Genomic DNA, 22,993 nt, shown 5'->3' on the forward strand with positions numbered 1-22,993 from the left:
TGCTAGCTGATCCGGGGATCATATGGTGCCCGGGCGCAAAGGTACGAAATGGCAATCTTCCAGGGTTTGGCTAGTCCATTCCATTTTCCCCACCCGGGTAATGAGTTGTAAGTGTTGCAATTTAGCCCCCACCGGCGCAACCAGACGCCCGCCGGGCGCCAGCTGTTCCAGCAGGGCTTGCGGGACTTCCAGGCCGGCTGCGGCAAGGATGATCCCGTCGAAGGGCGCCGCCTGCGGCAGGCCAAGCATACCATCTCCGTACTGCAAGCGCAGATTTGACACGCGCAGCGGGCGCAGATTGGCCTTCGCCAGCTCGTGCAGGGGCCGGATGCGCTCGATCGAATACACCTCTTTCGCCACCAGCGACAGCACTGCCGCCTGGTAGCCGCAGCCCGTGCCGATTTCCAGCACGCGCTGCAGGCTGCCGCCCTGGCGCATCACTTCGATCATGCGCGCCACGATGTACGGCTGCGAAATGGTCTGGTGGTGGCCGATGGGCAAGGAGGCGTCGATATACGCCTGCGACGCCAGCGCCTCGTCCATGAACATGTGGCGCGGCACGGCTTGCAGGGCGTCGAGCACCACCTGGTCCTTGACGCCCTGCTTCGCCACGCGGGCTACCATGGCCCGGCGCACGGCCTCCGAGACGAGCGGGTTTTGTCGCGGCGGCGATACCACCGCAGGCTGCGCCCGCTCATTGGCGATGACCTGGGCGCGCGACGGCGCGATGGCCGCGTGCATGCCGTACGGCTGCGCCACGCCCCGCGCCGCGTTTTGCGCCGCATTCTGCGTGGCCGTCTGCGGCGTGGCGATCCTGGACTGGGCCAGCGACTGTCCCCCGCCCTGCCTGGCGGGCTTGCCGGCCAGCGAATCGAGGGTAAGGGGGAAGGTACGCGGCTTATCGGTCATAGTGAGCGCTCATGCCAGGCCTTTTGCCAGTGCATCGAGTTGGGTGGTATGGGTCAGGTCGATCTGCAGCGGCGTGATCGATACTTGTCCATGCTCAACGGCATGGAAGTCCGTGCCCGGACCGCCTTCCTTGGCCGCGCCGGCAGGACCGATCCAGAAGATTTCACGGCCACGGGGGTCGAGCGCGCGTATCACGGGCTCGGCCGAATGGCGCTTGCCCAGGCGCGTGGCCACCACGCCTTGCATTTGCTCGTAAGGGATGGCCGGGATATTCACATTCAGCAGATACGGTTTCTGCAGGGCGTCAAACTGGCGCTCGACGATTTCCCTGGCCACGCGGGCGGCCGCGTCCAGGTTGGCCCAGCCGAACTGCGACTGGGAAAAGGCGATAGCGGGAATGCCGAACAGATAGCCTTCCGTGGCGGCCGCCACGGTACCCGAATACAGGGTGTCGTCGCCCATGTTGGGGCCGTTGTTGATGCCGGACACCACCAGGTCGGGGCGCTCGATGAGCATGCCCGTCAGCGCCACGTGCACGCAATCGGTGGGCGTACCGTTGACGAAGTAAAAGCCGTTGGCGGCCTTGTGCACGGACAGGGGCCGGTCCAGGGACAGCGAATTGGATGCGCCCGAACGGTTGCTGTCGGGCGCCACCACGACGATGTCGGCAATGGGTGCGAGCGCGTCGGCCAGGGCCGCCAGGCCTGGCGCCAGGTAACCGTCGTCGTTACTGATAAGAATTCTCATAACGGGATTTTACCCGAAGCGATGCCAACACTGCGCATGCCGCACGCCGATAGACAGCATTATTTGTGCTGCCGCGCGGACATGGCGCGCCGCATCAGCGCTGCTCGATGCGCGCTTCCGACAACGCCCCTTCCAGCGCCTGCACTTCATCTTCCTGCAAGGCCAGCAAGGCATTCAGGTCGCCTTGCAATTTGTACATTCTTTTCAGCTGCGCCATGCCGCGCCTGCGCAGCTTGCCAGGTACGCCCGGGCGCAGCAGGCAGGACTTCAGATGTTCGGCCAGTTCGCCCGCCTGCGCATACTGTTCGCGTTCTATCATGCCTTGCAACATCGAGATCATGCTGGCCAGGGTATCCGGCTCGGCCCCTTCGTGCCCGTTGGCGCGGCCGGCCAGGATGGTTTCCTGCAAATGCCGCGCACCGTCCAGCACGCTGTCCGCATGCCCCGTGACGGGCGCGTTCAAGAGCCGGTCGCTGCCGCTGAGCACGGCGTCTTCCAGCAGGCGCGCGGCCGCGCTGTCACCCTGCTGCTGCAGGGTGCCGGCCAATTGTGTCTTGCTGTGCAAGGTATCGAGGTGGTCTTCGCCCAGCAGGCGCGCATGCACTTCCAGTACCTGCTCCTGCACGCTGCGCGCCGCATCGAGTTCACCGCGCCGCAGCAGCGCCTCGGCCAGCTTGCGCTGGCTCATCAGGGTTTCCGGATGGTCGAGCCCGCGCGTGCGCTCGCGCGCCGCCACCTGGTCTTCATGCAGCTGGCGCGCGCCGGCCCAGTCACCCTGCCCGGCCACGATATCGGCCAGCAAATCGCGCGTGGCCAGGGTGGCCGCATGGTCGCTGCCCAGGCGCCGCTCCTGCGCCTGCAGCACGGCAGCGAACAGGCGCCGCGCCCCTTCCAGGTCGCCTTCGCGCCCCAAGGCCTGCGCCAGGGCCAGCTTGCTGCGCAAGGTATCGCCATGCTCGGCGCCAAACAGGCGCTCGCGCGCCGCCACCACCGTGGACAGCACTTGCTGCGCCTGCGCCAGCCGGCCCATGCGCAGCAAGGTGGCGGCGCGGCCATCCATCGCTTCCAGGGTCAGCGGATGCTCGCCGCCCAGCTGGCGCGCATGGCTTGCCAGCACGGCATCCTGCAGCAGCAGCGCCGCCGCCAGCTCCCCCTGCAGCAACAGGGTCTTCGCCAGGCAGGCGCGGGCAGCCAAGGTGTCGGGATGCTCGCTGCCCAGCACGCGCTCGCGCACATCGAGCACGTCCTCTTCCAGGAAGCGGGCTTCATCGAGCTTGCCCAGCTGGCGCAGCAGGCGCGCCATGCCGCTCTTGCACGCCAGGCTGTCGGGATGCTCCTCGCCCAGCAGGCGCACGCGGATCTCGACGCTCTGGCGGAAGGCGTCGAGCGCCTGCCCGCTGCGTCCATCCTTGCGGTACAGCTCGCCCAGACGGGCCAGGTCGCGCGCCAGCGGCAGGGCCACGGCGCGGCCCGGTTCGGCCAGCAAGGCCTGGCGCGCTTCGCTGATGGCGCCCAGCAAGGCGATTTCACGGCTCGATTGCCAGGGGAAGTAGCCGCCCGTCAGCCAGTGCAAAAACGCTTCGAAGGTGCGCGTGAGGGAAAAGCGGTCGCCGCCCTGGTCGATGCGCACGGCAAGCTGCTCGCCGTAGGCAAAGGTTTTCGTCTGCTGCAGCTGGACTTCGTCGAAATAGCTGTCGAGGGCGATCTGCGGCAAGCCGTAGGAAGCGCGCAGCAGGCGCTCGAACATGGGCTGGAAGCCGGCGATGCCCTTGTGCGCGTCGCCGCGGCGCCACTCGGCGCGCTGCGCGCCATCGCCCATTTCTATGCGCGAGGGCAAGGGGTACACGAGCAGCGGACGCTGTTCGTCTTCATGGCTGCGGCGGTACTCGATGGCCCGCGTGACGAGCGCATCGACGCCTTCCAGGCTTTGCCGGTTCGGCGTGAAGACCACCACGAGCTTTTTCGGCAGCAAGGTGGTGCAGATGCCGGCGCTGTCCGTGCGCCCCGTGCGCGAATCGACCAGCACATAGCGGAAATGCTGGGCCAGGGTATTGGCAAAGCAGCGGAACAGGGCCGGGCACGTGTCGAACAGCTGATCCCAGCGCATCTGCGCCAGGCGCTCGCTGTAGCTGGCGTCGAAGCGCCCCGCGCGCATCAGGTACAGCGGGCTGCCCTGGTCGACGCGCACCACGTACTGCTGCCAGTCGATGGCGTCGAGCACGCGCTGGGCCAGCGCCGCGTCCTCGCGCCCTCCATCTTCGCGCCCCCTGGCCTGCCCGCCGGCGCGTCCGCCCGCCGTTTCCAGGCTGATGCGCTCGAGCTGCTGGCGGCATGCTTCGAAGAACTCGAGCACGCCCGGCCGCTCCTCGTGCTGCTCGAAATAATGGTGCAGGCCCGGCGCTTCCATGTCCCAGTCCAGCATCAGCACGGGCACGCTGGCGTTTTCACGGCGCGCCAGCAGGACGGCGATGTTCGACAGGGCCATGGTGCGGCCGGTACCGCCCTTGTAGGAATAGAAGGTGACGACTTCGCCAGGGGCGCTCAAAGGCGGCAGGGAGAGGCGTTGGCATTCCATGACAGGACCTTTTACGTGATTAACGCGGAAAGTGGGGAGGCGGAATGGCGCGCCATTCCGGTGGAATATCGGGCAACACGAAACGGCTGCAATCGTGGCCGGGCGGTGTTGACCGCTTGAGCAAGTGGTAATGCGTGGCGATGCGCTGCACGATGCGTTCGATATCGGGCAGGTATTGCGGATTCGATTTCAGGTCGCCGCTGGCCAGGGTGTAGCCGGAAAAATCGACGTACAGGCCCGACTCCGTGATTTGCGGCGGCAAGCCGTCCGGATGGCGCGTCATGATGATGGGGATGATCAAGTGGCTGGGCAGTTCATACCAGGCCCGCCGCTCCTGTTCGATCAGCTGCATGGCGGCAAATTCGCGCCGCGTATAGCCGTGCGCTTCATATTTTGGCGTGTACAGCACGATCATGCAGACGCTCTGGCACATGGCGCGCGCCACGCGCAGGTCGATATCGTCGCCGCCACCCAGCTGCTCGCTGTCGATGAACAGGACTTCCTCGCGGTCCAGGTGCGGCTCCAGATAGCACGCCAGCGCCTCGATGAGGTCATTCTTGAACTTGTTCATGAACGCATACTGGCCGTGCGCGTAGCTCAAGAAACAGCCGTAGCGGATCTCCATGGCATCCCCCTGTTCCCCGTGCGGCCTGCCATCGCCGCGCCTTGATCCTGCAAGGCATGAGCTCACTGTAGACCGCTCGGCAACAAGCATGTTTGCGCTGGCACAAAGATGTGTCTGGCGTCCTGGACATGCAGAAAAAAGCCAGAAACTGGCGTGATCGCGCCGATTTCTGGCATGCCAGGCGCGCAAGGCGGCGCCGCGCATAAAACGCTACTCGCTTGATAACAAAGGGAAATACGCCGGCGCGCGGACGGCGCCGGCAAGCCGGGCTTAAGCGAGGGCTTAAGCGCCCTTGGCAGGCAGGCTGCGGAAGAACTCCACCACTTCGGCGGTGTCGCGCGTGCGCTTGAACGGCGGCAGGCTTTGCCAGATGCGCTTGCCGTACGGCTTGGAAATGAGGCGCGGATCGCAGATCATCAGCACGCCACGGTCGCCCTCGTCGCGGATCAGGCGGCCCGCGCCCTGCTTCAGGTTGATGATGGCCTCCGGCAGCGAGTGGTGCATGAATCCATTCTTGCCCTGCTTTTCCATCACTTCGATGCGCGCGGCCAGCACGGGATCGTCGGGCGGCGCGAACGGCAGCTTGTCGATGATCACCAGGGATAAGGCATCGCCGCGCACGTCGACGCCTTCCCAGAAGCTCTGGCTACCGATCAGCACGCCATTGCCGGCCGCGCGGAACTGGTCCAGCAATTCCGTGCGGCCCTTTTCTCCCTGTACGAACAGGGGGAAATTCAGACCGCGCTGCTTGAATTCATCGGCCAGGCGCTCGGCGGCCCGCTTGACGGCGCGCAAGGTGGTGCACAGGAAGAAGGTGCGCCCGCCCGCCGCCTCGATGATGGGCAGCGCGCAATCGATGACGGCATCCGTGTAGCCCAGCGAGTTCGGTTGCGGCAGGTTTTGCGGCACGAACAGCAAGCCTTGCTGGCCATAGTCGAACGGACTCGGCCACGTGTGCGACGGTTCGCCCGTCAAACCCATCTGTTCGGAAAAATGCTTGAAATCGTTTTTCACGGCCAGGGTGGCGGACGTGAAAATCCAGCTGCGCGGCGTGCCTTCGCGCTGGTTGTTGAAGATCGGCGCGATCGACAATGGCGTTTTATGCAACTGCAAGGAACTGGAAAACGCTTCCACCCAGAACACGGCTTCTTCGCCGGCCGCTACCTTGGCCTTCGGATCAAACTTCCAGCCGCTCAGCTGCTGCGCCAGTTCGACGCCGCGCACCCTGCACTGTTCCAGGGTTTCCGCCCGTTCCGCCTGGGTTTCCAGCACGGCCACCATGCCGTCGAGCTCATCCTTGAGGGTGTCGAGCGCGGGGAAGAAATCGCTCGACGGGGCGATCTGCGGCAGGGACAGGCGCACGATATCCTGCGGGAAGGTCAAACGCAGGTCGCGCGCCGCCTTTTCCACCACCGTGACCGTCTTGGCCCAGTCGATGCCGCGCGCATGCGCCAACCCTTCGGCCAGCACGTCGCGGCACAGTTCCAGGATTTGCGAAGTCGATACCGTATTACCGAAGAACAAGGTTGCCGTATCGGGCAGCTGGTGCGCCTCATCGAAGATGATGGTGTTGGCCGATGGCAGCAATTCCGCCACGCCCGTGTCCTTCAGGGCCACGTCGGCAAAGAACAGGTGGTGGTTGACCACCACCACGTCGGCCTGCTGGGCTTCCTTGCGGGCCTTCATGACGAAACAATCCTGGTAATACTGGCACTCGGCGCCCATGCAGGTGTCGCGCGTGGACGTCACCAGATTCCAGATCATGGCGTTTTCCGGCACCTTGGTCAGTTCCGCCTTGTCGCCCGAGCTGGTCATCTTGATGAAGCGCGAGATTTCGCGCAGATGGCCCACGTCGTCGCGCGACGTCATGCGGCCGTTTTGCAGGGTGCGTTCCAGGTGGTAATGGCAGACGTAGTTCGAGCGGCCTTTCAGCAAGGCGACGGAAACGGGCGCCTGCAGCGCGGCGCGCACGGTGGGTATATCGCGCAGGAACAATTGATCCTGCAAGTTCTTGGTACCGGTGGATACAATGGTCTTGCCGCCCCACATCAGGGCCGGCACCAGGTAGGCGAAGGTCTTGCCGGTGCCCGTGCCTGCCTCGGCGATCAGGGTCGTCTGGCTGTCGATGGCGCTGGCGATGGCTTTCGCCATCTCCGTTTGCGAACGGCGCGGCTTGTAGCTGCCCACCGCCGGACCGAGCGGGCCGCCGGCGCCAAACAGGCGCTCGATGTCGGCATCATGCTTGCCAGGCGCCGCCTGGGGTTCGGCTGGCAGACTGGCTGGCAGATCGGCAGGCTGGCCATCTGGACTTGCGGGCAATAAATTGTGATCGGTCAAAATATACTTAGGTGAAGGCTGGACTGGACGCTACTGGCGCCCCTCAGGCGGGAACGTCGGGCACCAACTGCATTTTCAGCAAGGTGATGTGATCCTTCAATTGCAATTTGCGCTTTTTCAGGCGGCGCAGCTGCAGCTCGTCATGGTGGCCATCGAGTATCAGCAACTCGATGACGGCATCGAGGTCGCGGTGTTCCACGTTGAGTTCAATCAGGCGCCGCTCTATTTGCTGTGCATCGCTCATGTGTTGCGTTCCAGGCAGTGTTGGTAACAGTAATGGGAAACCGGCGCGCGCAGCGTACACAGGCAGCCATAGTGCGTAGTTTAACCTGCCGCGCGCGTTAGGGCACGCCATTTCCGGCATGCCCCCTGCGCGGCAGGTCTTATTTGGCAGGCGGCACAGGCACAGCCACGGCCGGCGTGCCGGCAGCGGCGGCAGCCGCCTTGGCAGCCTTGGCCTGCGCTTCGGCCTGGCGCTCGGCCAGGCGTTGCGCCACGCGTTTCTGACGCGCCACGGCATCCGCCTGTTTTTTCGCATACTGCGCTTCACGGGCCGCGCGGCGCGGCGCTTCGGCGGCATCGGCGGCGGCCTGTTTCGCCATCTTCGCCGCGTGCTCGGCTTCGCGCTCGGCCACGCTCTTGCCTTGCGCCTTCGGTGGCGCCGGCTCGGGCGCGACCACTTTCACCGGCTTGGGCAGGGCCGCGGCGCGCTGCTCGGCATCCAGGCGCGCACTTTCTTGCGTCCGGGCCAGGTCGATATCGCGTAGGCGCACGGATTCGGCCCGCTTGAAGTAATTCGCTTCCGCGTCGACGGCACGCAGGCGCACGAGGATCAGGCGGCGCTTTTCCTTGGCCTGGTCCAGGCAGTTATTCACGAAAAACTTGTTGTAGCACTCGAGTTCGCGCGCGGCAAACTCATTTTCCGCCGCCTCGCGCTCGCTGGCCGACTGCTTCAGCTTGGCGTCCGCTTCTTCCACCGACAAGGTGGCGGGCACCTGCGGCGCGCCGACCTCATCCAATGCTGCGCTACCCTGATGCGCGCAGGCGGACAACGCCAGGGCAAGGCCCAGCGCCGCGCCCAGCTTGTATAGTGTATTTGCCATCATGTTCCTTATCCCTGCCTCAAACGATCGCGTCGGCCGCGCCGCGCTGTTCTTTTTCCATGTATTCGCGCGATTGCATCTCGATGATACGCGAAACGGTGCGGTGAAACTCATTGGCCAGCATGCCGTTCGTGTACAGCTCATCAGGCGGCACTTCGGCTGACATGATCAGCTTGACCTTCTGGTCATAAAACACATCGATCAGCCACGTAAAGCGGCGTGCTTCGGACGACTGCGCCGCCGACATGGCCGGTATGCCGGACAATATCACCGTATGGAAGCGGCTGGCGATTTCCAGGTAATCATTTTGCGAGCGGGGACCGCCGCACAGGGTGGCGAAATCGAACCAGATGATGCCGCCGGCGCGGCGCAGGCAATGGATTTCGCGGCTCTCGATGCGGATGCGCGCATCTTCGTCGGCTGTCTCGGCGATGCGCGTGTAAGCGTCGCGCAGGGCCTTGTCGGTGTCCGCGCCGAGCGGCGTGTAGTAGCTTTCCACCTGCTCCAGCGCGCGGCCGCGGTAATCGACGCCGGCGTCCACGTTCATCACGTCGAGCTTGTCCTTGAGCAGCGCGATGGTCGGCAGCATGCGGTCGCGGTGCAAGCCGTCCGGATACAGCAGGTCCGGGTCGTAATTCGAGGTCATGATGAAGGACACGCCATTGGCGAACAGGGCCGACAGCAGGTTGTACAGGATCATCGCGTCGGCGATGTCGGAGACGTGGAATTCATCGAAACAGATCAAACGGTATTTCTTGGCGATGCGCTTGGCCACCTCGTCGAGCGGGTCGGCCACGCCTTTCAATTCATCGAGCTGCTGGTGCACGCCGCGCATGAATTCGTGGAAGTGCAGGCGCGTCTTGCGCACCAGGGGCACGACCGAGTAAAAACTGTCCATCAGGAACGATTTACCGCGCCCCACCCCACCCCACATGTACACGCCTTTCGGCACGGCAGGACGGTTCAGCAGGCGCTTGAAGGTGCTCGAGCGCTGGCCCTTGTAGGCCACCCACTCGTCATAGCACAGCTGCAGGCGGTCGACCGCGCGCCGCTGGGCGGCATCGGCCTTGAAATCACGCTTCTGCAACGCGTGCTGGTAAAACTCTTCTACGTTCATGGGATTCGCTTTAACGCACAAGGGCGCCGGCGGAAAAAATCCGCGAGCGCCCCTGTAGGACTAACTACAATTAAAAGTTCAACGTGCGCTTGTCAACCGCCAGTGCCGCTTCCTTGGTCGCTTCCGACAGGGATGGGTGAGCGTGGCAGATGCGCGCGATGTCTTCGGCCGAGGCCTTGAATTCCATCGCCACGACGGCTTCGGAAATCAGTTCGGACGCCATCGGGCCGACGATGTGCACGCCGAGGATTTCATCGGTGGTCGCATCGGCCAGGAATTTCACCATGCCAGAGGTGTCGCCCAGCGCGCGCGCACGGCCGTTGGCCATGAACGGGAAGGTGCCGGCCTTGTAGGCAATGCCTTCGGCCTTCAGGGTTTGCTCGGTCTTGCCGACCCACGCGATTTCCGGCGAGGTGTAGATCACCCAGGGAATCGTGTTGAAGTTGGTGTGGCCATGCTGGCCGGCGATACGCTCGGCCACGGCAACGCCTTCTTCTTCCGCCTTGTGCGCCAGCATCGGACCGCGCACGACGTCGCCCACCGCCCATACGTTCGGCAGGTTGGTCTTGCAGTCGCCGTCGACGGCGATGAAGCCGCGCTCGTCCAGCTGCAGGCCGACCTTGTCGGCACCCAGGCCATTCGTGTTCGGCGTGCGGCCGATCGAGATGATCAGTTTGTCGAACACGGCTTTTTGCGCTTCGCCCTTGGCGTCCACGAATTCCACGGTGACGTCTTTCTTGCCCGGCGTGATCGCACCGATCTTGCAACCGAGGTTGATCTTCAAGCCTTGCTTGGTGAACAGCTTCGACGCTTCCTTGGCGATCTGCTCGTCCACGGCGCCCAGGAAGACCGGCAGGCCTTCCAGCACGGTGACGTCGGAACCCAGGCGGCGCCATACGCTGCCCATTTCCAGGCCGATCACGCCAGCGCCGATGACGCCCAGCTTGGCTGGTACGGCGTCGATGGCCAGTGCGCCCGTGTTCGACAGGATCAGTTTCTCGTCGAATGGTGCGCCCGGCAGTTCGCGCGCGTTCGAACCCGTGGCGATGACCACGTGCTTGGCCGTCAGGGTTTCGTTGGCTTCGCCCGTCACGCTGATCTCGTACGCGCCAGCGGCGGCGGCAGCAAAAGCGGCGCGGCCGTGGAAGAAGGCGATCTTGTTCTTCTTGAACAGGTACAGGATGCCGTCGTTGTTTTGCTTGACGACGGTGTCCTTGCGCTTGAGCATCTGGCCCAGGTTCAGCTTCAGGCCGGCGACATCGATGCCGTGCTCGGCGAAGCTGTGGCCCGCGTGTTCGAAATGCTCGGACGATTGCAGCAGCGCTTTCGACGGGATGCAGCCGACGTTGGTGCAGGTACCGCCAGGAGCGGCACCGCCCTTGGCGTTCGACCACTCGTCGACGCAGGCGACGGAAAAGCCCAGCTGCGCTGCGCGGATGGCGGCGATGTAGCCGCCAGGGCCCGCACCGATGACAACTACGTCAAATTGTTTAGTACTCATGTTTTGTTATTCCAATCTCTTCGTCTGGTACGAAAATCCACAATAGAAGGTAAATCACCACGCCGAAGCCGAAGGTCAATGTAAACAGGACGAAGACGAGGCGCCAGATCCACGCTTCCATGCCGGAAGCGCGGCCCAGGCCGCCGCAGACGCCGCCAAGCCAGCGGTCGTTGCGCGAACGGCGCAGGCGGTTGAATTCCTGCACCAGGTCGTTCGCCGGGCCGGCCGCCGCATCGGCGCCGGCAGCGGACGTGCTGCCCGGCTTGTCCAGGTTGATATTGCTCAGGAGCTTGGCTTTCGCTTGCGCGAATTCCGCGTCGCTCAGGGCGCCCGCCAGGTGCAACTCGTGCAGACGCTTGATTTCTTCAGAGACGTTCATGGGAATCCTCTTTCATTGAGATCAGCCAGCTGCGTCTTCTGGCAAGGGGTATCAGCTACATTGCCCCGGCGGCGACGCCGGGGGACTACGGTGCTTACAGGTCCAGCAGCAGGCGTGCAGGATCTTCCAGCGCTTCTTTCATCGCCACCAGGCCCAGGACGGCTTCGCGGCCGTCGATGATGCGGTGGTCGTAGGACATGGCCAGGTAGTTCATCGGACGTACCACGATCTGGCCGTTTTCCACGACAGCGCGGTCCTTGGTCGCATGCACGCCCAGGATGGCCGATTGTGGCGGGTTGATGATCGGGGTCGACAGCATGGAGCCGAAGGTACCGCCGTTCGAGATCGAGAACGTGCCGCCCGTCAGGTCGTCCAGGGTCAGCTTGCCTTCCTTGGCTTTCGCGCCGAATTCACCGATTTTTTTCTCGATGTCGGCGATCGACAGCTGGTCCGCGTTGCGGATGATAGGCACGACCAGGCCGCGTGGCGAACCGACAGCGATACCGATGTCGAAGTAGCCGTGGTAGACGATGTCGTTGCCGTCAACGGAGGCATTGATGATCGGGTACTTTTTCAGGGCGGCGACGGCGGCCTTGACGAAGAAGGACATGAAGCCCAGCTTGACGCCGTGCTCTTTCTCGAACTTGTCCTTGTACTTGTTGCGCAGGTCGATGACCGGCTGCATGTTCACTTCATTGAACGTGGTCAGGATGGCGTTCGTCGATTGCGATTGCAGCAGGCGCTCGGCGATACGTGCGCGCAGGCGGCTCATCGGCACGCGCTCTTCAGGGCGGTCGCCCAGGCTGGCGGCCGACGGCGTGGCAACTTGTTGCAGCGCTGGCTTGGCAGCGGCTGGCGCCAGTGGCGCGACAGCTGGCTTGGCGGAAGCGGCCAGGGCGTCGCCCTTGGTCACGCGGCCGTCTTTGCCGGAACCGGCGACGTCGCCAGCGGACAGACCTTTTTCGGACAGGATCTTGGCAGCGGCAGGCATGGCGACATCGCCTTTGGTCGCAGCGGCTGGCGCCGTAGCGTTAGCGGTGTCTTGCGCGGCAGCAGCCAGGGCTGGCGCGGCAACGGCCGACACTTCCATCGGGCTGACCTTGGCCGAGCCGTCGGTGTCGATGATGGCGATGACTTCGCCGGCGACGACGGTGGCGCCGTTATCCTTGATGATCTGCACGATCACGCCAGCGGCAGGCGCCGGCAGTTCCAGCACCACTTTATCGGTTTCGATATCGATCATGTTTTCGTCGCGCGCAACTGGTTCGCCGACTTTCTTGTGCCATGCCAGCAGGGTCGCTTCTGCAACCGATTCCGACAACTGGGGAACTTTGACTTCGATTTGTGCCATGTAAAACTCCGTTTATTTTGTTATTGCGGCGCCGCCCCTGCGTAGCAAGGGCGGCGCTCCGTCACGATGTATGCGAACAGGCGCCATGCATGCGCATGGCACCCGCTATCCTGCCACTTACTTGGTCAGGATAAAACCCTTCAGCTTCGAGAATGCCGTTTCCAGCAGATCTTTTTGCTGGGCGTAGTGCTTGTCATAGTAACCGACAGCAGGCGACGCCGAAGCAGGACGGCCGGCGTAGGCCAGACGCTGACCCGATTCCAGGCCTTCGAAGATGTTGTGCTGGATCTGGAACCAGGCGCCCTGGTTTTGCGGCTCGTCCTGCGCCCAGACGACTTCGACCAGGTTCGGGAACTTCTTCAGTTCAGCAGCGAACGACTTGTGCGGGAACGGATACAGCTGTTCCAGGCGCACGATGGCCGTGTCGGTCTGGCCACGGGTCTTGCGTGCGTTGACCAGGTCGTAGTAGACCTTGCCCGAGCAGGCGACCACGCGCTTGACTTTCTTGGCGTCGATTTTGTCGTCGACTTCGCCGATGACGGTCTGGAAACCACCCTTGGCCAGGTCGGTCAGCGGCGAACCGGCATCCTTGTTGCGCAACAGCGACTTCGGCGTCAGGATGACCAGCGGCTTGCGGAACTGGCGCACCATCTGGCGGCGCAGCAAATGGAAGATCTGCGAAGCCGTCGTCGGCTGCACCACTTGCATGTTGTTATCTGCGCACAGCTGCAGGAAGCGTTCCGGACGCGCGGACGAGTGCTCAGGACCCTGGCCTTCGTAACCGTGCGGCAGCATCATGACCAGGCCCGAAGCGCGGCCCCACTTCACTTCGCCGGAGCTGATGAATTGGTCGATCACCACTTGCGCGCCGTTGGCGAAGTCGCCGAACTGGGCTTCCCAGATCGTCAGGGTGTTCGGTTCAGCGGTCGAGTAGCCGTATTCGAAGGCCAGTACGGCTTCTTCGGACAGCACCGAGTCGATGACGGTGAACGGCGCCTGATTGTCCGACACGTTTTGCAGCGGAATGTAGGTACCTGCATCCCAACGCTCGCGGTTCTGGTCATGCAAGACGGCGTGGCGGTGCACGAAGGTGCCGCGGCCGGCATCCTGGCCTGTCAGGCGGATGGCGTAGCCGGACGATACCAGCGATGCGTAGGCCAGGTGTTCGCCCATGCCCCAGTCCAGGTTCATTTCGCCACGGCCCATGGTGCCACGGTCGCCCAGTACTTTTTCCACCAGCGAGTGGACCTTGAAGTCTTCCGGCACGGTGGTGATGCGGGTGGCCAGGCGTTTCAGTTCCGTCATCGGCACGGCGGTATCGGCCGAATCGGTCCATTTCTTGTTCAGGAACGGCAGCCAGTCGACGGCGTACTTGTTCTTGAAGTTCGAGATGACCGGATCGACGGTATGCTTGCCGGCGTCCATGGCGTCGCGGAATGCGGCCACCATCTTGTCGCCGCCATCGGCAGGGATCACGCCTTGCGCTACCAGCTTGTCCGCGTACAGCTTGCGGGTGCCTGGATGCTGGCCGATCTTCTTGTACATCAGTGGCTGCGTCAGTGCCGGCGTATCTTGCTCATTGTGGCCAAGCTTGCGGTAGCAGATGATGTCGAGGACGATGTCCTTCTTGAATTCCATGCGGTAGTCGAGCGCGATCTGCGTCGCCAGCACCACGGCTTCCGGATCATCGGCGTTGATGTGCAGGACCGGTGCTTCGATCATCTTGACGACGTCCGAGCAGTACAGGGTCGAGCGGGCATCGCGCGGATCCGAGGTGGTGAAACCGATCTGGTTGTTGATCACGATATGCACCGTGCCGCCCGTATGGTAGCCACGGGTTTGCGCCAGATTCAGCGTTTCCATGACCACGCCCTGGCCGGCGAAAGCGGCATCGCCGTGCACCAGGATAGGCAGCACTTGCGCGCCCTGCGCGTCGCCGCGGCGATCCATGCGGGCCTTGACGGAACCTTCGACCACAGGGTTGACGATTTCCAGGTGCGACGGGTTGAACGCCAGCGACAGGTGGACCGGGCCGCCCGCGGTGGAGATGTCCGACGAGAAGCCTTGATGGTACTTCACGTCGCCGGCAGGCAGGTCGTCGCCATGCTTGCCTTCGAATTCTTCGAACAGTTCCTGCGGCGCCTTGCCCAGGGTGTTCACCAGCACGTTCAGGCGGCCGCGGTGGGCCATGCCGATAACGATTTCCTGCACGCCTTTTTCGCCGGCGCGCTGGATGGTTTCATCCATCGAGGCGATGAAGGTTTCGCCGCCTTCCAGGGAGAAGCGCTTCTGGCCCACGTAACGGGTGTGCAGATAGCGTTCCAGGCCTTCAGCCGCGGTCAGGCGGTCGAGGATGTGGATTTTTTTCTCTGGGGTGAAATTCGGGGTGGAGCGGATCGCTTCCAGTTTCTCTTGCAGCCAGCGCTTTTCGGCCGGGTCGGAGATGTACATGAATTCGGCGCCGATCGAACGCGTGTAGGTATCGCGCAGATAGTTCAGCAGATCGCGCAGGGTGGCGGTCTCGGGGCCAAAGTAGGTATTGCTGATGTTGAACACGGTGTCCATGTCCGCGTCGGTGAAGCCGTAGAAGCTCGGCTCCAGTTCCGGGATCATCGGACGTTCCTGGCGTTGCAGCGGATCCAGGTTGGCCCAGTGCGAACCGAGGTAGCGGTAAGCGGCGATCAGCTGCGTGGCGGCGACGCGCTTGCGGCCCATTTCAGCATCGAAGGAAGCGGTCACTGTGCGGATCGGACCTGCTTTTGCGCGCTCGGCGAACGAGGCGACGACGGAGGCATGCGCCACGTCAGGCTTGTTGGTGCCATCGACGGCAGGCACGTGCTGCATTGCGTCGAAGTAGGAACGCCAGTTATCGGGTACCGAGCCTGGATTGTTCAGATACGCCTCGTACAGGTCTTCCACGTACGGAGCATTCCCACCGAACAGGTAGGAGTTGGTCGTTAATTGCTGCATATATTGCTCACCTTTCTTCGCGCTTCGCGAGGAATTAGCGGGTTAATCTAACCTTCCGCGACACGGCCTGACCGGTTAGCGGATTGCACATCAAGTTGTGGGGAAGGGCTTTTTTATTGCACCAGCATTCTGCATACCGTCATTTAGAATAGCACGCGGTATTGTAACGCAACAACGCCTAGTTGAATTTTATTTGGCAAGCAAATGTAAGCTGTGTTGTTGATTTTCCCGGGCTTGCAAGCCTGTCACTGTTATGCTTACAACACATCGGCGGCCCTGCCGGCGTGCCGCTTGCGTCCAACTGGTCTGCCCGGCAACGGCGCCGCCGCGATGGCCGCCAGCCAATCGGGATCGCCGGCAAACCACTCCACCAGGAAGTCGAGCATGGTGCGCAGCAGGGGCGACATGTGCTGGCGCGAGGTGTAGACGCCGTAGATGCCCATGTCCTGCGGCTGGTACGCGGGCAAGAGCTCCACCAGCTGCCCGCTGGCGATCAGCGGCGTGGCCGAAAAGCGCGGCTGCATGGCGATGCCCGCCCCCGCCACCGTGGCCACCAGCAGGACCAGCGATTCATTCGCCGACAGGCGGCCGCTGACGGGGACAGTGAGCGCTTCCCCGTCATGCGTAAACTGCCACAGGCTCTTGCCGAAATACGTGTACGTCAGGCAGTTGTGCAGGGCCAGGTCTTGCGCCCGGCGCGGCGTGCCGTGCGCCGCCAGGTACGATGGTGCGGCGCACACCACCGAGGCGCAGCTGGCCAGCTGGCGCGCGATCAGGTTCGGCTCGAGCGCGTTGGTGATGCGGATCGCCAGGTCGATGCGCTGCTCCACCAGGTTGACGGCGCGGTTCTCCATCTGCAGGTCGACGGCGGCGCGCGGGTAGCGCCGCAGGTAAGCGGTTACTGCGCCAGCCAGCGCCGTCTGCGCAAGGGATTGCGAACAGGTGATGCGCAACAAGCCGTGCGGCGTATCGAGGCCCTCGGGCGAAGTGACGGCCATGGCGCCAGCCACTTCCAGCATCTGCCGGCAGCGCGCCAGGGTGGCATCGCCCGCATCCGTCAAGCTCAGCCGGCGCGTGGTGCGATGCAACAGCCGCGCGCCCGCCCACTGTTCCATTTCGGCCAGGTAGCGCGTCACCATGGCGCGCGACATGTCGAGCGCTTCGCTGGCGGCCACCATGCTGCCACGCTCGGCGATGGCGACGAATACTTGTGCGGCGGTGATGCGGTCCATGCGGTGCTCCCTTGATTCGTCCGATCCATGCAACTAAGTATTGCAATCTACCCTATTTCTCGCGCCTGGTCGAAAGGATAATATGCGACAAGAGCATCCAATGCAGAAAGAATAATATGTTTGCACGCGCCGCCCGCCCCTCCCGCACGCTGGAGACCTTCCGCCTGGATGTGCTGGGCCGCGCACCGTCCACTTCGCTGCTGCTGAGCGGCATGGCGGACGCCATCCTCGTCAATACCCAGTTCCTGCGCGGCGATGCGGCGCAGTTAGCGCACACCATCGCCGCCAGCGGCAAGCGCCTGACCACCATCTATATCAGCGCGGCCGAACCGCAAGCCTATTTCGGCCTGGGCGTGCTGCAGCAAGCCTTTCCGCAAGCCCGCATCCTCGCCAGCGGCGCCACGGTCGAGGCGATCCGCCGCCAGGCCGGCGCCAGGGTCGCCCACTGGGGCGGCATCCTCAAGCACAATGCGCCGCACCGCATCGTCATGCCCCAGCCCTATGAGGGCGACAGCCTGCAACTGGAAGGCCGGCACGTCGCCCTGCGCCAGCTGGAAGCGGCCTTCAACTGACACGATGCAGGCCTGCCCTACAACGCACCCAGGAAGCGCTCGTATTCTTGCGCGCTGCGCGCCAGCCGATCGGCATAGCCCGCTTCCTTCGGCCCGTCTTCCGCGCCATAGAAGGCAAAGAAGCGGCGGTTGTCGGCGCCGATGTACGCCAGGGTGACATCGAACGGCGCCAGCAGCTGCGCCAGGGTGACGTTCCACCTGCCTTCCGGCGTGAAATCCTCCTCGCGGATGCCTGCCGTGACGGCCAGCGCCACCTTTCTCCCCCGGAAGGCATCGCCGCCCGTGCCGTAAGCCCAGCCATATGCCAGCACCTCGTCGAGCCACCGCTTCAGCAAGGGCGGGCAGTTGAACCAGTACATGGGGAATTGCAGGACGACATTGGCGTGCGCCTCCACCAGCGCCTGCTCGCGCGCCACATCGATGTTTCCATCCGGATAAGCCTGCTGTACGTCGTGGATGGTGTAACGGTCGGGATACTGCGCCAGCTCCTGCAACCAGCGCTTGTTGGCGACCGACGTGTCGATGGAGGGATGGAAGACGATAACGAGGGTTTTCATCATGCTGCTTTCCTGAAAATGGATGGACGCACCGGCCCGCCTGCACAGAAAAGCAGGCAAGCCGGTACCCTGCCCCGTGGCACGCGGCATGTGGCCGCGCGCCTGCAGGGGCAAAAACAGCATAACCATGCCGAGTACTTTTCACAAGTACGCACATTTACCACTCATACAGTAAGAAAAGTAAGCCGCAAGGCCGTGGAAAGACGTTTGGCCATGCGCATCCGCCTCAGGCTGGCTGGTGCCGTTCGCCCCACTCGCACAAGGTATGCAGCACGGGGATCAGCGAGGCGCCCTTGCTGGAAAGCGAATACTCCACCTTGGGCGGCACTTGCGGATATTCCTTGCGGACGATCAGCCCATCGGCTTCCAGCTCCTTCAACACGACGCTGAGGGTCTTGAAGGCGATGCCGCCGAGATGGCGCTTGAGTTCGTTATGCCGCAGCACGGTGTTTTCCGCCAGCGCATACAGGATCAGCATCTTGTATTTGCCGCCGATCAGCGACAAGGTATAACCAAATGCCGTATCGCCGAGAGCCACGCCGCTGGGGGCGCATATTTCTTCATTCATCGCGTTGCACTTCCTGTTGAACCAGGAACCGAGCATAACAGCCCGGCGGCCCTGGCTTGCATCGAACACGCACATAAAAAAACGGGCCGAAGCCCGTTTTTTGTTTGCTTGATACCGCTCTGGATTAACGCTTGTCCAGTGGCAGTACTTCGCGCGTGGTCGAACCGACGAACAGCTGGCGCGGACGGCCGATTTTTTGCTCTGGGTCGGCGATCATTTCGTTCCACTGGGCGATCCAGCCGATCGTACGGGCCATAGCGAAGATACCGGTGAACAGCGACACAGGGATGCCCAGCGCCGATTGCACGATGCCCGAGTAGAAGTCGACGTTCGGGTACAGTTTGCGCGACACGAAGTATTCGTCGTTCAGTGCAATCTTTTCCAGTTCCATCGCCAGCTTGAACAGCGGATCGTCTTGCAGACCCAGTTCTTGCAGCACTTCGTAGCAGGTTTCACGCATCAGCTTGGCGCGTGGATCGAAGTTCTTGTACACGCGGTGGCCAAAGCCCATCAGCTTGACGCCGGAGTTCTTGTCCTTGACTTGCTCGATGAAGGCAGGGATGTTCTCGACGGTGCCGATTTCCTTCAGCATGTTCAGTGCCGCTTCGTTGGCGCCGCCGTGGGCAGGGCCCCACAGGCAGGCGATACCGGCAGCGATACAGGCGAACGGATTGGCGCCCGACGAACCGGCCAGACGGACGGTCGATGTCGATGCGTTTTGCTCGTGGTCCGCGTGCAGGATCAGGATGCGGTCCAGGGCGCGCACCAGCACGTCGTTGACCTTGTACTCTTCGCACGGGTTGGCGAACATCATGTGCATGAAGTTGGCGCTGTACGACAGGTCGTTGCGTGGGTACACGAACGGCTGGCCGACCGAGTACTTGTAGGTCATGGCGACCAGGGTTGGCATCTTGGCGATCAGGCGGATGGCCGACACTTCGCGGTGACGCGGGTCGTTGATGTCCAGCGAGTCATGGTAGAACGATGCCAGCGCGCCGACGGTGCCCACCAGGACCGACATCGGATGCGCGTCGCGGCGGAAGCCACGGAAGAAGAATTGCATCTGTTCGTGCACCATCGTGTGCTTGGTGACGGTGTCGACGAACTTGGCTTTTTGCGCCGCGTTCGGCAATTCGCCGTTCAGCAGCAGGTAGCACGATTCCATGAAGTCGGCGTTGACGGCCAACTGTTCGATCGGGTAACCGCGGTACAGCAGCTCGCCCTTGTCGCCGTCGATGTAGGTGATCGACGAGTTGCAGGCGGCCGTCGACATAAAGCCTGGGTCGTAGGTGAACTTGCCGCTACCGGCGTACAGTTTGCGGATGTCGATGACGTCCGGGCCAACCGTGCCTTTGTAGATTGGAAATTCAAGCGATGGGCTGCCATCGGAGAACGACAGGGTAGCTTTTGTGTCAGAGATATTCATGGGCTCTTCCTTCTCGGGAGTGAGTCGAAATTAAAATCAAAAATTCTGGCTGCAATTCGCACCGCAATTCGGCAGTGCTACAGCGCGCCACTCGCACCGTTTGCAATATATCGCCCAGGCGTCTAGGCAATGCGCAGTCGTTGCAGCAGTGCGCGCACATGCGGCAGATCGACTTCGCCTTCCGGCTCTTTACGGGCCAGTACCAGATCCATTAACGCATTGTCCGATAAATCCAGCAAACGCGTCAGCGCGTCAACTTCTTCATCGGTCAATTCGGTTTCATACGCATCGAGAAAACGGGTCAGGATAATGTCGTTTTCCAGCAGGCCACGGCGTGAACGCCAGCGCAGGCGGGCGCGGTTGGCCGGGTCGGCCTGATGCGAGGACAAAATTGATTCTGTCATTTGGTTTACCACTTTACGTGTGCCTTGCGGCACGGTGCTGCTTTGCAGGCGCCGCCTGCAGGCAAGAGAGGATACCCTCTTCCCGCAAACGGCGCCCGGCGGACGCGATCAGGGGATCAGATCGCGCGGCGGACCATCAATTCCTTGATCTTGCCAATCGCCTTGTTCGGGTTCAACCCTTTCGGGCAGACGTCGACGCAGTTCATGATCGAATGGCAGCGGAACAGGCGGTACGGGTCTTCCAGGTTGTCCAGACGCGCACCGGTGGCTTCGTCGCGCGAATCGGCGATGAAGCGGTAGGCTTGCAGCAGGCCGGCCGGGCCGACGAACTTGTCCGGATTCCACCAGAACGACGGGCACGACGTGGAGCAGCATGCGCACAGGATGCACTCGTACAGGCCATCGAGTTCTTCGCGCTGTTCCGGCGACTGCAGGCGTTCTTTTTCAGGCGGGATCGAGTCGTTGATCAGGAAAGGCTTAATCGAATCGTACTGCTTGAAAAATTGCGTCATGTCGACGATCAGGTCGCGGATGACTGGCAAACCTGGCAACGGACGCAGCACGATAGGCTCCGACAGTTCGTTCAGGTTGGTGGTGCATGCCAGGCCGTTCTTGCCGTTGATGTTCATCGCGTCCGAACCGCACACGCCTTCGCGGCACGAGCGGCGCAGGGCCAGCGAGTCATCGACGTCCGACTTGATGCGCTGCAGTGCGTCGAGCAGCATCTTGTCGGTGTCTTTCAGTTCGACCGTCAGGTCTTGCATGTAAGGCTTGGCATCCTGGTCAGGATCGTAGCGGTAGATTTTGAATTTGAGAGTGCGTGCCATGTTCTGACCTTTAGAAAGTACGTGGTTTTGGCTTGAAGGTATCGACCGTCAGGGGTTTGGTCACGACTGGCTTGTATTCCAGGCGGTTGCCTTCCGAGTACCACAGCGTGTGCTTCATCCAGTTGTCGTCGTCGCGGGTCGGGTGATCATCCTGGGCGTGGGCGCCGCGCGATTCCTTGCGGGCCGCTGCCGAGACGATGGTCGCTTTCGCCGTTTCGATCAGGTTGTCCAGCTCCAGCGCTTCCACGCGGGCCGTGTTGAACACCATCGATTTGTCCTTGAACGAGACGTGCTTGCGGCGCTCGTCAAGCTTCATGATTTCGATCACGCCCTGGTCCAGCATCGCGTCGGTACGGAACACGCCACAGTACTTCTGCATGGTGGCGCGAATCTCGTTCGCCACGCCCTGCACGGTTTCCGTGCCGGTCGAGTTTTCCAGGCGCGCCAGGCGGCCCATGGCGAAATCGGCAGCGTCGGCTGGCAAAGGCTTGTTTTCCTTGGCTTTCAGGCCGCTGTTGACGATGTGGTTACCGGCCGCGCGGCCGAAGACCACCAGGTCGAGCAGCGAGTTCGTGCCCAGGCGGTTGGCGCCGTGCACGGAGACGCAGGCGCATTCGCCGATCGCGTACAGGCCGTTGACAACCTTGGCCGAATTGTCCGGACCGGTCGGGGTGACGACCTGGCCGTGGATGTTCGTCGGAATGCCGCCCATCTGGTAGTGAATCGTCGGCACGACAGGAATCGGTTCCTTGGTGGCGTCGACGTTGGCGAACTTGTGGCCGATTTCCAGAATCGACGGCAGGCGCTTGGCGATGGTGTCGGCGCCGATATGGCGCAGGTCCAGCATCACGTGGTCCTTGTTCGGACCGCAGCCGCGGCCTTCCTTGATTTCCTGGTCCATCGAACGCGAAACGAAGTCGCGCGGCGCCAGATCCTTCAGCGTCGGCGCATAGCGCTCCATGAAGCGTTCGCCTTCGCTATTGATCAGGATGCCGCCTTCGCCGCGCACGCCTTCGGTGATCAATACGCCCGCGCCGGCCACGCCGGTCGGGTGGAACTGCCAGAATTCCATGTCCTGCAGCGGCAGGCCGGCGCGTGCCGCCATGCCCATGCCGTCGCCGGTGTTGATGAAGGCATTGGTCGACGCGGCAAAGATACGGCCTGCGCCGCCCGTTGCCATGACCGTCGTTTTTGCTTCCAGGATCATGCATTCGCCGGTTTCCATTTCCAGCGCAACAACACCGATCACGTCGCCGTCGGCGTCACGGATCAGGTCGAGTGCCATCCATTCGACGAAGAAGTGCGTACGGGCGCGCACGTTGCGCTGGTACAGGGTGTGCAACAGGGCGTGACCGGTACGGTCGGCTGCCGCGCAAGCGCGCTGCACCGGCTTTTCGCCGAAGTGGGCCGTGTGGCCGCCGAAAGGACGCTGATAGATGGTACCGTCAGGGTTGCGGTCGAATGGCATGCCGAAGTGTTCCAGCTCGTACACGACCTTCGGTGCTTCGCGGCACATGAATTCGATGGCATCCTGGTCGCCCAGATAGTCGCCACCCTTGACGGTGTCGAACATATGCCAGAACCAGTTGTCTTCGGCCATGTTGCCGAGCGACGCGCCGATACCGCCCTGCGCCGCAACGGTGTGCGAGCGGGTCGGGAAAACTTTCGACAGGACAGCGACGTTCAGACCGGCTTCAGCCAGCTGCAACGACGCGCGCATGCCGGAACCGCCGGCGCCAACGATTACCGCATCAAAGCGGCGGGTAGGGATTGCAGATTTATATGCTGCCACG

The 22,993-nt window shown here is 62.7% G+C and carries 20 protein-coding genes; 1 reads left to right on the forward strand and 19 read right to left on the reverse strand.

All coding sequences use genetic code 11. The features are described from left to right. Nucleotides 1-18: 18 nt before the first annotated feature. The 13 genes from O3297_RS13640 to O3297_RS13700 all read right to left on the reverse strand — a co-directional run bounded on the left by O3297_RS13640 (nucleotide 19) and on the right by O3297_RS13700 (nucleotide 16,846). Entirely contained in the window at nucleotides 19-909 is an 891-nt protein-coding gene (locus O3297_RS13640) for a protein-L-isoaspartate(D-aspartate) O-methyltransferase (RefSeq protein ID WP_305048923.1), read from the reverse strand. Nucleotides 910-918: 9 nt separating this feature from the next. After that, nucleotides 919-1,656: a 5'/3'-nucleotidase SurE gene (surE, locus tag O3297_RS13645; protein WP_034789072.1), complete on the reverse strand. Its 738-nt coding sequence runs from the start codon at nucleotides 1,654-1,656 to the stop codon at nucleotides 919-921. A gap of 94 nt (nucleotides 1,657-1,750) precedes the next feature. Next, nucleotides 1,751-4,231, reverse strand: coding sequence for a tetratricopeptide repeat protein (locus O3297_RS13650; RefSeq protein ID WP_305048924.1), 2,481 nt, complete (start codon nucleotides 4,229-4,231; stop codon nucleotides 1,751-1,753). A gap of 19 nt (nucleotides 4,232-4,250) precedes the next feature. Continuing rightward, complete coding sequence (locus tag O3297_RS13655) at nucleotides 4,251-4,856, reverse strand: toll/interleukin-1 receptor domain-containing protein (RefSeq protein WP_034752049.1); 606 nt, start codon at nucleotides 4,854-4,856, stop codon at nucleotides 4,251-4,253. A gap of 282 nt (nucleotides 4,857-5,138) precedes the next feature. Then, the gene (locus O3297_RS13660; RefSeq protein ID WP_370385407.1) at nucleotides 5,139-7,193 is read right to left on the reverse strand and encodes an ATP-dependent DNA helicase; all 2,055 of its coding nucleotides are present in this window, start codon (nucleotides 7,191-7,193) and stop codon (nucleotides 5,139-5,141) included. A 43-nt stretch (nucleotides 7,194-7,236) separates the two neighbouring features. Further along, on the reverse strand, nucleotides 7,237-7,437 hold the full coding sequence (locus O3297_RS13665) for a YdcH family protein (protein ID WP_034752051.1): 201 nt from the start codon (nucleotides 7,435-7,437) through the stop codon (nucleotides 7,237-7,239). Between the two features lie 139 nt (nucleotides 7,438-7,576). After that, nucleotides 7,577-8,296 (reverse strand): hypothetical protein, encoded by a 720-nt coding sequence (locus O3297_RS13670; RefSeq protein ID WP_305048925.1) that lies wholly within the window; start codon nucleotides 8,294-8,296, stop codon nucleotides 7,577-7,579. 19 nt (nucleotides 8,297-8,315) lie between these two features. Next, on the reverse strand, nucleotides 8,316-9,413 hold the full coding sequence (gene zapE, locus O3297_RS13675; RefSeq protein ID WP_034789077.1) for a cell division protein ZapE: 1,098 nt from the start codon (nucleotides 9,411-9,413) through the stop codon (nucleotides 8,316-8,318). 70 nt (nucleotides 9,414-9,483) lie between these two features. After that, nucleotides 9,484-10,914: a dihydrolipoyl dehydrogenase gene (gene lpdA, locus O3297_RS13680; protein WP_070282088.1), complete on the reverse strand. Its 1,431-nt coding sequence runs from the start codon at nucleotides 10,912-10,914 to the stop codon at nucleotides 9,484-9,486. Continuing rightward, nucleotides 10,904-11,293, reverse strand: coding sequence for a PspC domain-containing protein (locus O3297_RS13685; RefSeq protein ID WP_305048926.1), 390 nt, complete (start codon nucleotides 11,291-11,293; stop codon nucleotides 10,904-10,906). The genes lpdA and O3297_RS13685 overlap by 11 nt, the downstream gene beginning before the upstream one ends. Nucleotides 11,294-11,387: 94 nt before the next feature. Continuing rightward, complete coding sequence (odhB, locus tag O3297_RS13690; RefSeq protein WP_034789085.1) at nucleotides 11,388-12,644, reverse strand: 2-oxoglutarate dehydrogenase complex dihydrolipoyllysine-residue succinyltransferase; 1,257 nt, start codon at nucleotides 12,642-12,644, stop codon at nucleotides 11,388-11,390. Between the two features lie 117 nt (nucleotides 12,645-12,761). Next, the gene (locus O3297_RS13695) at nucleotides 12,762-15,614 is read right to left on the reverse strand and encodes a 2-oxoglutarate dehydrogenase E1 component (RefSeq protein ID WP_034789088.1); all 2,853 of its coding nucleotides are present in this window, start codon (nucleotides 15,612-15,614) and stop codon (nucleotides 12,762-12,764) included. 257 nt (nucleotides 15,615-15,871) lie between these two features. Continuing rightward, nucleotides 15,872-16,846, reverse strand: coding sequence for a LysR family transcriptional regulator (locus O3297_RS13700; RefSeq protein ID WP_034789090.1), 975 nt, complete (start codon nucleotides 16,844-16,846; stop codon nucleotides 15,872-15,874). Between the two features lie 116 nt (nucleotides 16,847-16,962). On the opposite strand from O3297_RS13700, the gene O3297_RS13705 reads away from it, so the two are divergent. Continuing rightward, entirely contained in the window at nucleotides 16,963-17,418 is a 456-nt protein-coding gene (locus O3297_RS13705) for a hypothetical protein (protein ID WP_052140697.1), read from the forward strand. Between the two features lie 17 nt (nucleotides 17,419-17,435). Here the strand turns inward: O3297_RS13705 and O3297_RS13710 are convergent, their stop codons facing one another. From O3297_RS13710 to sdhA, 6 genes are all read right to left on the reverse strand, one after another. Beyond that, nucleotides 17,436-17,978, reverse strand: coding sequence for an NAD(P)H-dependent oxidoreductase (locus tag O3297_RS13710; RefSeq protein WP_305048927.1), 543 nt, complete (start codon nucleotides 17,976-17,978; stop codon nucleotides 17,436-17,438). A 223-nt stretch (nucleotides 17,979-18,201) separates the two neighbouring features. Then, nucleotides 18,202-18,543 carry a helix-turn-helix domain-containing protein gene (locus O3297_RS13715; protein ID WP_211550906.1) on the reverse strand — a complete coding sequence of 114 codons (342 nt, stop codon included), beginning with the start codon at nucleotides 18,541-18,543 and terminating at the stop codon, nucleotides 18,202-18,204. 124 nt (nucleotides 18,544-18,667) lie between these two features. Continuing rightward, nucleotides 18,668-19,969, reverse strand: a complete 1,302-nt coding sequence (gene gltA / locus O3297_RS13720) for a citrate synthase (RefSeq protein WP_035820759.1) — start codon at nucleotides 19,967-19,969, stop codon at nucleotides 18,668-18,670. A gap of 122 nt (nucleotides 19,970-20,091) precedes the next feature. Next, nucleotides 20,092-20,373, reverse strand: coding sequence for a succinate dehydrogenase assembly factor 2 (locus O3297_RS13725; protein ID WP_034752073.1), 282 nt, complete (start codon nucleotides 20,371-20,373; stop codon nucleotides 20,092-20,094). Between the two features lie 116 nt (nucleotides 20,374-20,489). Next, nucleotides 20,490-21,200, reverse strand: coding sequence for a succinate dehydrogenase iron-sulfur subunit (locus O3297_RS13730; RefSeq protein WP_034789099.1), 711 nt, complete (start codon nucleotides 21,198-21,200; stop codon nucleotides 20,490-20,492). A gap of 10 nt (nucleotides 21,201-21,210) precedes the next feature. Further along, nucleotides 21,211-22,992: a succinate dehydrogenase flavoprotein subunit gene (sdhA, locus tag O3297_RS13735; RefSeq protein WP_034789101.1), complete on the reverse strand. Its 1,782-nt coding sequence runs from the start codon at nucleotides 22,990-22,992 to the stop codon at nucleotides 21,211-21,213. Nucleotide 22,993: the final 1 nt, after the last annotated feature.

It is taken from the genome of Janthinobacterium sp. SUN128 (genome assembly GCF_030587275.1).
Classification (GTDB): domain Bacteria; phylum Pseudomonadota; class Gammaproteobacteria; order Burkholderiales; family Burkholderiaceae_D; genus Janthinobacterium; species Janthinobacterium lividum.

Bases quoted from the DNA above. Each gene is read 5' to 3' on its own strand.
- O3297_RS13640 (WP_305048923.1), bottom strand. From the start codon at position 909: ATGACCGATAAGCCGCGTACCTTCCCCCTTACCCTCGATTCGCTGGCC.
- O3297_RS13685 (WP_305048926.1), bottom strand. From the start codon at position 11,293: ATGAACGTCTCTGAAGAAATCAAGCGTCTGCACGAGTTGCACCTGGCG.
- gltA (WP_035820759.1), bottom strand. From the start codon at position 19,969: ATGAATATCTCTGACACAAAAGCTACCCTGTCGTTCTCCGATGGCAGC.
- O3297_RS13650 (WP_305048924.1), bottom strand. From the start codon at position 4,231: ATGGAATGCCAACGCCTCTCCCTGCCGCCTTTGAGCGCCCCTGGCGAA.
- O3297_RS13695 (WP_034789088.1), bottom strand. From the start codon at position 15,614: ATGCAGCAATTAACGACCAACTCCTACCTGTTCGGTGGGAATGCTCCG.
- O3297_RS13725 (WP_034752073.1), bottom strand. From the start codon at position 20,373: ATGACAGAATCAATTTTGTCCTCGCATCAGGCCGACCCGGCCAACCGC.
- O3297_RS13665 (WP_034752051.1), bottom strand. From the start codon at position 7,437: ATGAGCGATGCACAGCAAATAGAGCGGCGCCTGATTGAACTCAACGTG.
- O3297_RS13700 (WP_034789090.1), bottom strand. From the start codon at position 16,846: ATGGACCGCATCACCGCCGCACAAGTATTCGTCGCCATCGCCGAGCGT.
- O3297_RS13710 (WP_305048927.1), bottom strand. From the start codon at position 17,978: ATGATGAAAACCCTCGTTATCGTCTTCCATCCCTCCATCGACACGTCG.
- O3297_RS13730 (WP_034789099.1), bottom strand. From the start codon at position 21,200: ATGGCACGCACTCTCAAATTCAAAATCTACCGCTACGATCCTGACCAG.
- odhB (WP_034789085.1), bottom strand. From the start codon at position 12,644: ATGGCACAAATCGAAGTCAAAGTTCCCCAGTTGTCGGAATCGGTTGCA.
- O3297_RS13705 (WP_052140697.1), top strand. From the start codon at position 16,963: ATGTTTGCACGCGCCGCCCGCCCCTCCCGCACGCTGGAGACCTTCCGC.
- O3297_RS13670 (WP_305048925.1), bottom strand. From the start codon at position 8,296: ATGGCAAATACACTATACAAGCTGGGCGCGGCGCTGGGCCTTGCCCTG.
- lpdA (WP_070282088.1), bottom strand. From the start codon at position 10,914: ATGAGTACTAAACAATTTGACGTAGTTGTCATCGGTGCGGGCCCTGGC.
- surE (WP_034789072.1), bottom strand. From the start codon at position 1,656: ATGAGAATTCTTATCAGTAACGACGACGGTTACCTGGCGCCAGGCCTG.
- O3297_RS13715 (WP_211550906.1), bottom strand. From the start codon at position 18,543: ATGAATGAAGAAATATGCGCCCCCAGCGGCGTGGCTCTCGGCGATACG.
- zapE (WP_034789077.1), bottom strand. From the start codon at position 9,413: ATGAACGTAGAAGAGTTTTACCAGCACGCGTTGCAGAAGCGTGATTTC.
- O3297_RS13655 (WP_034752049.1), bottom strand. From the start codon at position 4,856: ATGGAGATCCGCTACGGCTGTTTCTTGAGCTACGCGCACGGCCAGTAT.